Origin of the sequence: Algibacter sp. 2305UL17-15, from assembly GCF_040720935.1 — a bacterium.
Taxonomy (GTDB): Bacteria; Bacteroidota; Bacteroidia; order Flavobacteriales; family Flavobacteriaceae; genus Jejuia.
Map to the genome: position 1 here is coordinate 42448 of NZ_JBFDAE010000002.1, position 13041 is coordinate 55488.

Annotated in this window: 13 protein-coding genes; 8 read left to right on the forward strand and 5 right to left on the reverse strand. The window is 32.1% G+C overall.

Annotated features, from left to right (window positions below; genetic code table 11):
- Window positions 1–108: 108 nt before the first annotated feature.
- From ABXQ82_RS02030 to ABXQ82_RS02040, 3 genes are all read right to left on the reverse strand, one after another.
- On the reverse strand, window positions 109–1059 hold the full coding sequence (locus ABXQ82_RS02030) for a D-2-hydroxyacid dehydrogenase (RefSeq protein WP_367054127.1): 951 nt from the start codon (window positions 1057–1059) through the stop codon (window positions 109–111).
- Between the two features lie 131 nt (window positions 1060–1190).
- Window positions 1191–2255, reverse strand: coding sequence for a 3-phosphoserine/phosphohydroxythreonine transaminase (serC, locus tag ABXQ82_RS02035; protein ID WP_367054130.1), 1065 nt, complete (start codon window positions 2253–2255; stop codon window positions 1191–1193).
- Between the two features lie 177 nt (window positions 2256–2432).
- Window positions 2433–3491, reverse strand: coding sequence for an acyl-CoA reductase (locus ABXQ82_RS02040; RefSeq protein ID WP_367054133.1), 1059 nt, complete (start codon window positions 3489–3491; stop codon window positions 2433–2435).
- Window positions 3492–3588: 97 nt separating this feature from the next.
- Between ABXQ82_RS02040 and ABXQ82_RS02045 the strand changes: the two genes are divergently transcribed.
- The gene (locus ABXQ82_RS02045; RefSeq protein WP_367054136.1) at window positions 3589–3942 is read left to right on the forward strand and encodes a 4Fe-4S dicluster domain-containing protein; all 354 of its coding nucleotides are present in this window, start codon (window positions 3589–3591) and stop codon (window positions 3940–3942) included.
- Between the two features lie 101 nt (window positions 3943–4043).
- On the opposite strand, the gene ABXQ82_RS02050 is transcribed toward ABXQ82_RS02045, so the two are convergent.
- Window positions 4044–4661: a helix-turn-helix domain-containing protein gene (locus ABXQ82_RS02050; RefSeq protein ID WP_367054139.1), complete on the reverse strand. Its 618-nt coding sequence runs from the start codon at window positions 4659–4661 to the stop codon at window positions 4044–4046.
- A 123-nt stretch (window positions 4662–4784) separates the two neighbouring features.
- Between ABXQ82_RS02050 and ABXQ82_RS02055 the strand changes: the two genes are divergently transcribed.
- The 5 genes from ABXQ82_RS02055 (at window position 4785) to ABXQ82_RS02075 (ending at window position 8879) form a co-directional block, all read left to right on the forward strand.
- On the forward strand, window positions 4785–5561 hold the full coding sequence (locus tag ABXQ82_RS02055; protein WP_367054142.1) for a sterol desaturase family protein: 777 nt from the start codon (window positions 4785–4787) through the stop codon (window positions 5559–5561).
- A 25-nt stretch (window positions 5562–5586) separates the two neighbouring features.
- Window positions 5587–6060: a hypothetical protein gene (locus tag ABXQ82_RS02060; RefSeq protein WP_367054145.1), complete on the forward strand. Its 474-nt coding sequence runs from the start codon at window positions 5587–5589 to the stop codon at window positions 6058–6060.
- Between the two features lie 193 nt (window positions 6061–6253).
- The gene (locus tag ABXQ82_RS02065) at window positions 6254–6799 is read left to right on the forward strand and encodes a hypothetical protein (RefSeq protein WP_367054148.1); all 546 of its coding nucleotides are present in this window, start codon (window positions 6254–6256) and stop codon (window positions 6797–6799) included.
- Between the two features lie 171 nt (window positions 6800–6970).
- Window positions 6971–8158, forward strand: coding sequence for a DUF262 domain-containing protein (locus tag ABXQ82_RS02070; protein ID WP_367054150.1), 1188 nt, complete (start codon window positions 6971–6973; stop codon window positions 8156–8158).
- Window positions 8151–8879, forward strand: a complete 729-nt coding sequence (locus tag ABXQ82_RS02075) for a hypothetical protein (protein ID WP_367054153.1) — start codon at window positions 8151–8153, stop codon at window positions 8877–8879. Before ABXQ82_RS02070 ends, ABXQ82_RS02075 begins: the two co-directional genes overlap by 8 nt.
- Window positions 8880–8969: 90 nt before the next feature.
- Here the strand turns inward: ABXQ82_RS02075 and ABXQ82_RS02080 are convergent, their stop codons facing one another.
- A complete protein-coding gene (locus ABXQ82_RS02080) occupies window positions 8970–10514 on the reverse strand; it encodes a carboxypeptidase-like regulatory domain-containing protein (protein ID WP_367054156.1) in 1545 nt (514 codons plus the stop codon).
- Window positions 10515–10846: 332 nt separating this feature from the next.
- On the opposite strand from ABXQ82_RS02080, the gene ychF reads away from it, so the two are divergent.
- Window positions 10847–11941 (forward strand): redox-regulated ATPase YchF, encoded by a 1095-nt coding sequence (gene ychF, locus ABXQ82_RS02085; RefSeq protein WP_367054159.1) that lies wholly within the window; start codon window positions 10847–10849, stop codon window positions 11939–11941.
- A gap of 124 nt (window positions 11942–12065) precedes the next feature.
- Complete coding sequence (locus ABXQ82_RS02090) at window positions 12066–12971, forward strand: DMT family transporter (RefSeq protein ID WP_367054162.1); 906 nt, start codon at window positions 12066–12068, stop codon at window positions 12969–12971.
- Window positions 12972–13041 lie beyond the last annotated feature (70 nt).

Sequence of the window (13041 nt, forward strand, 5' to 3'; positions counted from 1 at the left end):
AAAAAGTCCCAACTTCTATAGTTAGGACTCATTAATTCTATTTAGGTCACATTTTAGTGAAACATGTTTTTTAAAATCCCGTTTTTTAGCGGGATCTGCTAATTATCTCTATCCTAAGATACTGATAATCTGTGATGCTAATTCTGTACCAATTCTATCTTGAGCTTCGTTAGTTGCAGCACCAGTATGTGGCGTTAATGACAATGCAGAATTCATTAACAACTGTATTTCTGGTTTTGGTTCTTTTTCAAAAACATCAAGAGCAGCTCTTGCAACTTTCCCATTTTCAATGGCCTTAACTAGTGCAACTTCATTAAGAACGCCTCCACGAGCAGCGTTAACTAAAATAACACCATCTTTCATCATGTTAAATTCAGCTTCATCAATAACGTAATCTTTTTGGGCAGGGACATGAAGTGTAATAAAATCAGATTGTTTTAAAACATCTTCTTTAGAAATGGTTTTGATATCAAAGTTTACCTTTTGACCATCAAAGAAGTCTAATTCTAAATTGGCATTTTCTAAAAACGGATCAAAAGCAACCACTTTCATTCCAGCACCAAGCGCCACTTTTGCAGTAGCTTGACCAATACGACCAAAACCTAATACACCTAAAGTTTTACCTTTAAGTTCGGTGCCCTTAGCATAAGCTTTCTTTAAACCTTTAAAGTTGCTATCGCCTTCAAGAGGCATGTCTCTGTTTGAGTTGTGTAAAAAACGAGAAAGACCGTATAAATGACCAAATACCAATTCGGCAACCGAATGTGAAGATGCTGCAGGCGTGTTGATTACTTTTAAACCTTTTTCACGAGCATAGGCAACATCAATATTATCCATGCCAACACCACCACGACCAATGATTTTTAATCCAGGACAGGCATCAATTAAATCTTTACGAACCGTTGTTGCACTACGCACTAATAAAACTGTAATGTCTTTTTCGTTGATGTAATTAATTAATTGTTCTTGCGCTACAGTAGTTGTTATGACTTCGTAACCTGCTTTTTCTAATGCATCAATACCACTTTGAGAGATACCGTCGTTTGCTAATACTTTCATTTTTTAAGTTTAGAAGTTTAAAAGTGTAACGTTTAGAAGTTACATCTGATAAATTTTAGTTTTTAAATTATTTTTATGTTATTCATCTAAGTAAGTGACTGAAAACTGAGACTGCCTACTGCAAACTGTTTCTAAGCCTTACTTTCCAATTCGCTCATCACTTCTACTAATGCTTTTACGCTATCCATGGGCAAAGCATTATACATTGAAGCTCTGTAGCCACCAACACTTCTATGACCATTTACACCGCTAATACCAGCTTCTTTAAGCATAGCTTCAAAAGTGTCTTTTAGATTTTCTCTTTCAAGTGTGAATGTAGCGTTCATGTTTGAGCGATCTTCTTTACTTGCAAATCCTTTAAATAATGGATTTAAATCTACCTCAGAATACATCAAACGCGCTTTCTTCTCATTTTCCTTTTCAATAGCTGCGATACCGCCAAGGTCTTTTAACCATTGCAATGTTAACATAGATGTATAAATAGGAAAAACAGGAGGCGTATTAAACATACTCCCTTTGCTAATGTGTATTTTATAATCCATCATAGATGGAATTTTACGAGATACTTTTCCTAGAATATCTTCTCTAACAACCACCAAAGTAGTTCCAGAAGGTCCCATATTTTTTTGAGCACCAGCATAAATTAAACCAAATTGCGTAAAATCTAGAGTACGTGAAAATATATCGCTACTCATATCGCAAACCATAGGAATATCGGTTTTTGGAAACGATTTCATTTGGGTTCCGTAAATGGTATTGTTTGATGTACAATGGAAATAATCATAATCTTCAGGAATAGCATAGCCTTTAGGAATGTAATTATAGTTGGCGTCTTTAGAAGAACCTACTTCATAAACATCATCGTAAATTTTTGCTTCTTTAATTGCTTTTGCAGCCCACGCTCCAGAGTTTAAATAACCAGCTCTTTTTTCCAATAAATTAAGAGCTACCATTAAAAACTGCGTACTTGCACCACCTTGTAAAAACAATGCTTTATAGCCTTTGCCCTCTAAACCCAATAACTCTAAAGCCAAAGCTCTAGCGTTTTCCATAATATCTACAAAAGCTTTACTTCTATGGGATATTTCTAATAAAGATAATCCGCTATCGTCTAAATCAACAACAGCTTGAGAAGCTTTTAGTATTACTTCTGGTGGTAAAATACTAGGTCCTGCACTAAAGTTATGTTTTTTCATCTGTAATTTGTTATTTCATGTTTTGGTCAGATGTAACCTTCGTTGATTCAATAATTTTATGTTTAAATTTTAAAAATTATTTTCATCAAGTCGGTTTCATTTTTTGTAGTAAATTTTAAAGATGCAAAGTTGCTAATTAATTCATTATTTATTGTTAAGAATTCAATAATTTTTTCGTCAAATCGATAATAAAAATTTAATAGAATCTACGCTATCTGCATAATCCCAAAGTTGCGGTTTTTGAGTATGCCCGAAAGGGATTTCATTTTCCATAAAACCATTAGAAACGATACATTGGATTTTATCCGCATCTGCTCCTAATTTCTTTTTCAATGCTTCAGGTGAATCGTAATACTCATAAAAGGCGGTGGCAATAGGGGAGGCGTAGCTTTCGTCTTCCTTAATCATAAAGAAACCGTTTTCTAACATATCAAATTCGCTCATCAAGTAAACGGCTTTATTATAGTCGTAATTATTGGCGTATTTTGCTTTATTGATGATAGGGTGCCAATGGTATATCCCTTCAAAAAAAGAAGTAAAGTCATAATCTTTCGGAACGAAAATTTTTGAAACATTTCTACACCCCAATCCGTAGTATCTAAAAATATCCTCGGATAGGTTTTTTAAATCCTCTTCAGATTCATTGCCTGTTAAAACAGCCACCGAATTTCTATTATTTCTAATTATTGAAGGTTTGCCTTTAAAATAATATTCAAAATAACGCGCTGTATTATCACTACCAGTAGCAATTACAGCATCAAAATTTTCTAATTTACTTTCAGAAAACGTAATTCTTCCTTTGAATTCGGGCGCAACAAATTCCAAATATTTTGCTAAAAATGGCAGTAAATGTTTATCGTTCGAAGATTGTTTTACCAATACAGAATGACCAGAAATAAGCACCGCTAAAAAGTCATGAAACCCAACCAAAGGGATGTTACCCGCCATAATTATGGCCACTTTTTTAGGTTCAGATTCTGAAATTTCATAAGGCTGTAACCATTTTGAAAGATTATCAAAAGTTAAAGCTTCAGACCATGAGTTTAGCGCAAATGTTATATTTTTAGTTGTAAACCACCCGTTGTGTTCTTCGGCCAATTTAAGCTGATGTTTAAAGCCATCAAAGAAAAGGGCATTATGTTCAACTTTATCATCTTTTTGGACGACTTCATTAGAAAATTGCCTTATAAAATCTCCTAATTTTACAAAAGCGTTAATTCTTTCTTGTAATTGCATCCTTAATTTGGTTATGAATGGTTTTGGCTTTATTTTTGCAATTGCAAATTTAAGGATTCTGTATAGAGTTCTTGAATTTTAAAAGATAAAATATATTATGGCAATTATAATAACAGACGAATGTATAAATTGTGGTGCTTGTGAACCTGAGTGCCCAAATACAGCAATATATGAAGGTGCCGACGATTGGCGCTATAAAGATGGTACAAGTTTAGAAGGTAAGGTTGTGCTTACAGATGGTAGAGAAGTTGATGCAGATGAAGCACAAGAACCAGTAAGTGATGAACTCTATTACATTGTTCCAGATAAATGTACAGAGTGCAAAGGCTTTCATGACGAGCCACAATGTGCCGCAGTTTGTCCTGTAGATTGTTGTGTGCCAGATGAAGATGTTGTTGAAACGGAAGAAGAATTGTTGGCAAAACAACGTTTTATGCATCCTGAAGGATAATTAAATCGATAATCACTATTTAAATTATAAAATGAATCCTGAGCTTTGGCTTGGGATTTTTTTTGTTTTAATAGTTCCTTTGGATGAATTTTTATAAACTATTAATTCTTTTCACTAAAAAGCAATTGAAAATAATTTTTTAGATGTCGTAATTGGTTTGCTGTAAGCTCGGGTTCATTTAAAGCTTTTGATAGTACAAACCCGCCTTCAAAAACCACGGTAAATGCATCAGCCAAAGATTTGATATCTTCATCTATAACCATTTTATGCGTTTCCAAAACATTCTGTAAAAGTAATTCCATAGTGCTTCTCCAAACTAAAATGGTATCGGAAATGCATTTTTTTATTTCTGGATCAAATTGAGTTGATTCGTTGGTATATGAGGCATATAAGCATCCAGAATGAGGTGTTTTTAAGCCCGTCATCATATCAATAAATAACTGAACAAATTGTAACAATCTTTTTAAGGGTTCTGCCTTCAAATGCTCTGTTTCCTGCAATGCCCATTCCAGATGAGACATGTCATCGCGCGCAAATTCCTCTATCAACGCTTTTGCGAGAGCGTTTTTTGTTTTGAAGTGATAAAAAAATGAACCTTTTGTTATGCCTGTTTTTTCTAGTATTTGATCGATACTGGTACCCGCAAACCCATTTGAAAGCACTAGGTTTTTAGACGCCGCTAATATTTTATCCTTTGTAGGTTTTCCATCTCTTGCCATAGTGTAAATATAAAAAAATTAAACAGACTAGTTGGTATAATTAAAAATTATTTTATATTTGCACAGACTAGTTGGTATAAATAAAATGTCAATTAGTGTTTCTCAATTATAAAAAATAAAATCATGCAAAATTTAATTTCAGAATTACCAACACCTTTAGAGTTACTTCTAGATCCTTTGTCATTAGCTGTATTGGCTTCTTATGCGTTTTTAATATTATGGGAAGAAATTTTCCCAGCAAGAAAACTTCCTAAAGTAAAGTTCTGGAGGATAAAAGGGCTTCTTTTTTTCTTCTCCTTTTTTTACATAGCCTCTTATTTGCCAATACTAATCGACCCCTTTTTGGCTAAATTTCAATTGATGGATTTAACTCATTTAGGGCTTGTAACCAGTTCATTAATAGGGCTATTTGTATATGAATTGTTTGTCTATTTGTATCATGTATCTATGCATAAGTACGATTTTCTTTGGCGTACTTTTCATCAACTACACCATAGTGCAGAACGATTGGATGCCTATGGGTCATTATTTCACAGCCCGTTGGATATGATAGGTTTTACACTTATGGGCAGTATTAGTTTTGCACTACTTATTGGTTTACCGGCACAAACCATTACGGCATTGCTTTTTATAATAAATTTCATGGCGTTTTTTCAACATGCCAATATAAAAACACCGCGTTGGGTTGGGTTTATTGTTCAGCGTCCAGAAAGTCATTCCATTCATCATGGAAGGGGCATTCATAAAAATAATTATGCTGATTTGCCGCTTATAGATATGATTTTCGGCACATTTCAGAACCCAAAAAACTACGAAAAAGAAACTGGGTTTTATGATGGTGCTTCTAGTAAATTAAAAGACATGCTCTTGTTTAGGGATATTTCAAAACAGAGTAAATAATATAGCATTCAAAAAAAAATATAAAATGAAGAGAATATTTTTAAAATTAAATGTCATCATTTGCACTTTCGGGTTTGTGTTAATAGCATGCAACACTAATGATGATAATGGTACCACAGAACCATCAAAGCGCTATTTTAGATTTAAAAGCTGTCCTGAAAACAGCCATGGCAATTGGCAAGACACATCGTTTGTGGCGGCAACGGTTAACCCCATGGTTATAAAGCGATGTTTAGAGGAATTAAAATTGCCTTTGGAATCTCGGAAACTTTTTCCTTTAGGTAAAATAGAGACGGGGAGTTCAGGGTATAATAAAAACGGCACACATTTTTTTAACTGGCATTTTGTTGAAGATTCTTGGGAACTCGTTGAATTGGGCATTGAAATTTATGATGGCTGTGCCTATAGCGATGTAGAACTTACTAATTATATTGAAAACGTTGGAAGTTACGGCGGTTGGAGTAATATAATTTTAGAAGAGATTGAAAACCATAATTGATTAATAGCAACTAATTGATTAAAATTGAATCCTGAGCTTTGGTTTGGGATTTTTTTTGTTTTTATGTAGGAAAAATTAATTATATTTGCGAGGTAATAGTAGCAAAAAGGTTAAATATATTCTATTTATTTATAGAATATGAGTGATAAAAGGTTGCTATATAAAGAGTTGGCAAACATTTAAAAAAAACATAATGAAGACATTTTTGAAATTTATTTTATTTGGAGGAATTGGAATTGTTGCTCTGATTTTATTAATTGGAGTTTTCGCTTCGAACAATGACGAAAAATTAAAAACCACCACATATGACATTCAAGAAAACCCAATATTTTCAGAAAGTTTAGACTCTAAAAAAGATTATGAAGACGGTTCATATACTGTTAGATATGAAACTCTTGCAGAAAATTTAAAATCGACACACGGAATTCGGACTAAAGAATATGAATTCCAATTTAGAAAAGGATTTAAAGAACTTCACGTAATTCCAATTTTGGAAAACGGAAAAACAAATAGCGAAAACAGAATTGTTTACGAAACGAAATTTGGTGGTGTAATCCCGAGGCATTTGGCATTCGGACTGACCAATAAAGAAAATGAAAAAGGAATTTTTGATGTTCAATTTGACAGTGAAATAAACCCTGAAAAAGTCGTTGTGGTTAAATATTCAACGGACAAGATTAATTTTTGTAAGAGAGGAGTTGTTTACGACATAATGAATCATAAAGGAAAAGAATATTAAAAAAACGTTTGCCAACACCATATATACAAAAATCACTATTTTTAGCTTAACCAATGTTAGTTGCTTTGTTTGCTAGCTTCTGATTTTCCTTCGGAAAATCCTCGCACACAAACACGCAACTTTCCATATACATAAACGTTAGCGGTTATTTATCACCACCACATAAAAACTATGGAAAATAAAGTCTATTACGGTGAATATACTCTTCATCATTGGATTACTTTAATCTTAAAGAAAAATCTTATTCTACCTGAATATCAAAGACATTTTGTTTGGGATGAAAAAAAGGTAGCTGTTCTAATAGAATCATTAAAAGAAAAACAATTTGTACCACCAATTTTAATCGGTTCATTTAAGGATAATGAAAATATACAGAATTTAATTTTAGATGGACAACAAAGGCTCACAAGTATTTTACTTGCTTATTTAGGATTATTTCCAGATGAAAACACATTTAAGAATACTTTGAAAAAATTAGCTGATGAAAATGACGGTTTATTTGATGAAGAAGATGCTGATATTTATGATAACGTCATCGAATGGAGATTTGATTTACTAACCAAAAAAGGTAGAACGAAAAAAGAGATTCTTAAAAACTTAGTTGATGGCAACTACAAAAAAGTTGACCTAAATCTTAATGAATCTTTTTTTAAAAATACTTTTTTAGGGTTTTCTTATTTGGTTCCAGACAATCAAAACGAGGTTAATCAGCAGAAGTATTATTCATCTGTATTTAGAAACATAAATATTCAAGGACAAACACTTTTACCACAAGAAAGTAGAGCTTCTTTGTATTTTCTAGATAAGGACTTGTCAAAGTTTTTTGTACCAGATTTTATTAGTGAAATCTCTATGAAAAATACAAGTTATGATTCTAAAATTGATTTTGTTAGATACCTATCATTATTATCACAATATTATATAGACGAGAATCCCAATAATGTAGCAAAGAGATTTGGTCGTAAAACGGAAGAGTATTATGAAAAATATATTTATTCCGTAACTGGCGAAACTGACTCTAATATCTTTGAAAAATTTGAAAATATCTTTTCAGGTAAAAAATTTGAAACCTCTTTTGAAAAAGTTAAAAAAACTATTAATGACCTAAATTTAGAAAAAGAGTATTATTCAATTATTGATTTAGACTTGTATTTTTTTGGACTAATTTATTTAGTTGTATTCAAGAATAAAGTAATTGATGTCGATAAAAAAGATGAATTAAAAGAAAAGATTAATAATAAAATTGAAAGCCTAAAAAATACTGAAAATCATAAATCTACGCCTGGGGCATTAAAATATCTAAGAGAAAGAATTCGTTGGTCTATACTAATCTATAAAAGATATTTAAAAGATGAATAAGCATCAAAAATTTATCTTCACACCAATTGTTTCAATATTAAAAGAAGTTGTATTAGCAAATTCAGGAACAAATTTTGCAATTGAGACTTATCCTTTAAGTGAATACATTATGCAGTCTGTATTCCTTAAAATGACAGGTTTTCAAGAACAAAAACTAAAATGCATAACTTGGGAAATGGCAACTTATGATTTTGAGTATAGACGAACATTATTAGGTAATGAAGATAATCTTGGTGAATGCTCTTCATATAAATCTAAAAATAAGATATTTCAAAGGTTAATTGCCGTACTCGAAAAAGAAGATGTAAACTTCCAAATAAGTGAATTTTTAGATAAAACTATGATTCGAAATAGCTCAGTAGAAAAATTGAAAGATATTTTTAATGGAAGTTCTTTACTAATTTGGAATCAGAAGAACTATAATTATTTCAGCAGTAATATAAAAGAAATAATAAAGCCTATTCATTTTGCTAATAGTAAGAGAAATCTATTTGAAAGTAGCTTACAAGACTTATACAAAACTCTATATTCTTTCAGAAATCAATGTGCTCATAATACTTTGTCTTATCAACACAATTTACCAACATTAAGTACTTTGTCAAATCCAAAATATTTAAATCACAATTACTTTATTTGGTTTACACAGTTAATTATAATAGATGAAATTTTTATTAATTTATATAACCTTTTTTTAAAAACGACTAAGGACATTGAATATTAAAAAACAACCGCTAACATGCGGATATAACTAATAAATTAAAGATAAATTCTTACTAAATAAACAAGATTTTTCTACTAAGTATTTCTAAATCTATTCCTCACTCTCAAAAGCCTTCATCTCCAAACTAGGTTCCAAAACAGCCTCACTATCCCAAACCGATTTTTCATATTTAGTCAAAATTGTAATAGGTATTTTTTCTTTTTGGCGTTCTGCTTGAAAATCTAGAAACGTCAATTTATTATGAGCGGTTATCAATAATTCCTGTTTGTTTCTATTGTCTCCTTCAATCTTAAAGTCAAAACTCACTTTAGAACGGTTTTTGCTATTCTCAATAAATTTTAACGGACGGCTCACGTAAAAGTAACTTCCCGTGGTGCATTTTATATATTTAGGATGATAGGTGCTAGAACTGTCTTTCTGGAAAATGACAGTCCCTTCGCTAACGTTAGAAATGTATTTGACACCTAAAATAAATTTCAGATTTACTTTTTCGCCATGGCGGTTTTTATAGTAGTTATAATCTATTCTTGTAACCGCATAAGTGTCATCGGCTATATAAAGTTTTCCTGTATATTTTGCTTTGCCTTTTCTTGGAGTAAAGTTGATGATGTATGTGAGTTCTTCGTTGTTATAACCAATAGTTTCAAGGGTGTAGTCGTACCAATCGGTGTTTAATATTTTGTTTAGAAAAGAGTTTTCGTAAAACTGGGAGCGTTTTAATAACCCTTTTGTGTCATCATTTAAATAAGATAATTTGTGTTCATTTTTGTTCTCATCTTTAAATTCCTCATCATTTAAAGCCAAAGAATCTTCTATTTTAAACAAGCCAGTTTTCAGCTTATAGGTTTTAGTAGTATCGAGATAACTCAAAATGATCTTTTGCGATTTCTCCTGTATATTTTCAATTGAAAAGTCATTTTTAGTATCTAACAGTTCTGTAGCTTTTTCTACTTCAATTTTAATACTGTCTGTATTCAAACTATACAATTTGCCTTTAAAATCGGAGAACTGCACCATGTTGCTATTTTTTATTTGTTTGACAAGTGCATTTAAACTAAAGTTGGCTTTTTCGAGTTCTTTCTTTTTAACATGGGATGCTTTGTCAATTTCAAATTCTAATTTTTTGAAATCCACATGATTTGTAGTGCGTTTAAAAATACTATATGCGTTTAAATCATAATTGTAATTGTCCGCAAGTTTAGATATTACCTTTGCAATAATAGAATCGGCATTAGGAGCTTTCGTGCTAATAAAAACCTCGCTCAATTGATTAATCGCTTCCTTTAATTCTATGCTATAATTTAAAGATTTTATGTCTGCTACACGCAAAGTTTTACTTTCGTAGCCCATACAGGAAATGGTAATTGTTTTGGTGTCATCTTCAGCATAAATACTAAAAAAACCTTCATCATTAGATATCACACCAGAATAAGCTCCAGTCTTTATATTGGCATACGGAATTGGTTTTTTTGTGTTTTTATCAATAAGTTTAACTGTGATGTTTTGAGATAAAACAGGCAGGGCTATAAATAATAATAGCAAGGGAATGTTATAACGCATTTTTTGATGATGATGATTTATATCTATAAAACGAGACAAGTTAATTAATGTTACAGAAAGAGAAATCGGTATCATGTTATTTAACTTTTAATTATCATCTTTTTTTTAGCCACGTCCCGAAGCTTCGGGATCACTAATTATCATGAATAGATGAGGTAAACCCCAATTAAAACTCGTGAATTGATTACTCAGAATGATTACGCAAATAGAAAAATATATAGATTTTTCACCAAAATTAGTGCTCATTAGTGAAATTCGTGTCGTATCGTTTTTAATGAGTTCTCAACATTATTAAACTGCTAAAAATTCTATTATATTAACTACATTTGCACTCGCAAATAAAATAGATTCCCACCTTTACTGAAACGAGTTCAGAGCAGGCGCGGGAATGACAAAATACTGAATTGATGAAAGCAGGAATTGTAGGATTACCAAACGTAGGGAAATCAACGTTGTTTAATTGTTTGTCTAACGCAAAAGCACAAAGTGCAAACTTTCCGTTTTGTACCATAGAACCAAATATTGGTGTGGTAAACGTACCAGATCCACGTTTAGAAAAGTTGGAATCTTTGGTAAACCCAGAACGTGTGTTGCCAGCAACAGTTGAGATTGTTGACATTGCAGGTTTGGTAAAAGGCGCAAGTAAAGGCGAAGGTTTAGGCAATCAATTCCTAGCAAATATTCGTGAAACTGATGCTATTTTACATGTGTTGCGTTGTTTTGACAATGATAATATTGTGCATGTTGACGGTAATGTAGATCCTATTCGCGATAAGGAAACCATTGATATGGAATTGCAGTTGAAAGATTTAGAAACTACCGAAAAGAAACTGGATAAAGTAAAACGTGCTGCAAAAACGGGTAACAAAGAGGCTCAAAAAGAAGAAGCCGTTCTATTAAAAATCAAAGCAAGTTTAGAAGCAGGAATCTCTGTAAGAGCTTTAGAGTTTAGTGAAGAAGATTATGAGGATTTTGTAAAGCCATCTCAATTTATTACAGATAAACCTGTGATGTATGTTTGTAATGTAGATGAAGGTGCTGCGGTTTCAGGAAATGCATATGTTGAAAAAGTAAAAGAAGCTGTAAAAGATGAAAACGCTGAGGTTTTGGTTTTAGCAGTTGGAACGGAAGCAGATATTAATGAATTGGACGATTACGAAGAGCGTCAAATGTTTCTACAAGATATTGGATTGGATGAACCTGGTTCTGCAAAATTAATTCGTTCAGCCTATAAATTACTAAACCAGCAAACCTACTTTACCGCAGGTGTAAAAGAAGTTCGTGCTTGGACCGTAGATATTGGAGCAACTGGCCCACAAGCGGCAGGCGTAATTCATACCGATTTTGAAAAAGGCTTTATTCGAGCAGAAGTTATTGCTTATGATGACTATGTGTCTTACGGAAGTGAAGCTAAAGTTAAGGAGGCAGGAAAAATGCGTGTAGAAGGTAAAAATTACGTGGTTAAAGATGGCGATGTAATGCACTTCTTATTTAACGTATAGTCTCTTTTACTATTAGTTTTTAAAGATAAATATGGTTTCGAAATAATTACGATGTTCATTTTGAACATCGTAATTATTTCTTCTTCATGGGAATCATCCAGAAATACAATCCTACTTTCGTTTCATGCAAACAAAAAAACAGTTTTGGTATGGAATAGGAATCGGCATTTTAGGAGTCGTTATGTTTTCCTCAAAAGCAGTAATGGTAAAATTGGCGTATAATTATGATGTAGATGCCATTAGTATTTTACTATTACGTATGTTGTTTTCTTTTCCTTTTTATGTAGTGATTGCATACCTCTATCAAAATAAAAACAAAGCAACAAAACCCAATTCTAAAGACTATTTGTGGTTGGTGTTTTTTGGGTTTGTGGGTTATTATTTGGCCAGTTATTTCGATTTTGTTGGGCTTACCTATATCAAAGCAAGTTTAGAGCGCATCATATTATTTTTATACCCAACACTAGTATTGCTTTTAAACAAAGTTTTTTTTAAACAGAAGATTACAAAAATTCAAGCTGCGGCTATTGCCTTAACCTATTTAGGAATTGTAATTGCTTTTTGGGATGAGGTAAATATATCTGGTAAAGACACACTAATTGGAGGTGCATTTATTCTATTAAGTGCTTTAACCTATGCCTCTTATTTGGTAGGTAGCGGTTGGTTGATCCCCAAATTTGGTGTGATGAAGTTTACAGCAAATGCAATGCTTATTTCATGCTTCTGCGTGTTTATTCATTATAGCATTATTAGCGCAACAGATGTGTTTAGCTATTCTTGGGAAGTGTATGGTTTAGGGTTTTTAATTGCTGTTTTTGCAACCGTAATTCCTTCATTTTTAGTGTCGGCTTCTATTAAAATGATAAGTTCTTCAAACTTTGCAATTGTGGCTGGAGTAGGGCCAATTTCTACGATTGTTTTAGCCGCTATTTTCTTAGGGGAAAGACTTACTTTGTTGCAACTATTTGGTGCATTGGCAGTTATTATTGGTATTTTAGTGGTGTCTTTAAAAAAGTCAAATAACACCTAGGATAACGTTCTCAACAATAATGGATTTTCTTTGTTAATTACTTTGTAGGCTAGCTGTTTTATTTTTTGAT

Bases quoted from the DNA above. Each gene is read 5' to 3' on its own strand.
- ABXQ82_RS02030 (WP_367054127.1), bottom strand. From the start codon at position 1,059: ATGAAAGTATTAGCAAACGACGGTATCTCTCAAAGTGGTATTGATGCA.
- serC (WP_367054130.1), bottom strand. From the start codon at position 2,255: ATGAAAAAACATAACTTTAGTGCAGGACCTAGTATTTTACCACCAGAA.
- ABXQ82_RS02040 (WP_367054133.1), bottom strand. From the start codon at position 3,491: ATGCAATTACAAGAAAGAATTAACGCTTTTGTAAAATTAGGAGATTTT.
- ABXQ82_RS02045 (WP_367054136.1), top strand. From the start codon at position 3,589: ATGGCAATTATAATAACAGACGAATGTATAAATTGTGGTGCTTGTGAA.
- ABXQ82_RS02050 (WP_367054139.1), bottom strand. From the start codon at position 4,661: ATGGCAAGAGATGGAAAACCTACAAAGGATAAAATATTAGCGGCGTCT.
- ABXQ82_RS02055 (WP_367054142.1), top strand. From the start codon at position 4,785: ATGCAAAATTTAATTTCAGAATTACCAACACCTTTAGAGTTACTTCTA.
- ABXQ82_RS02060 (WP_367054145.1), top strand. From the start codon at position 5,587: ATGAAGAGAATATTTTTAAAATTAAATGTCATCATTTGCACTTTCGGG.
- ABXQ82_RS02065 (WP_367054148.1), top strand. From the start codon at position 6,254: ATGAAGACATTTTTGAAATTTATTTTATTTGGAGGAATTGGAATTGTT.
- ABXQ82_RS02070 (WP_367054150.1), top strand. From the start codon at position 6,971: ATGGAAAATAAAGTCTATTACGGTGAATATACTCTTCATCATTGGATT.
- ABXQ82_RS02075 (WP_367054153.1), top strand. From the start codon at position 8,151: ATGAATAAGCATCAAAAATTTATCTTCACACCAATTGTTTCAATATTA.
- ABXQ82_RS02080 (WP_367054156.1), bottom strand. From the start codon at position 10,514: ATGATACCGATTTCTCTTTCTGTAACATTAATTAACTTGTCTCGTTTT.
- ychF (WP_367054159.1), top strand. From the start codon at position 10,847: ATGAAAGCAGGAATTGTAGGATTACCAAACGTAGGGAAATCAACGTTG.
- ABXQ82_RS02090 (WP_367054162.1), top strand. From the start codon at position 12,066: ATGCAAACAAAAAAACAGTTTTGGTATGGAATAGGAATCGGCATTTTA.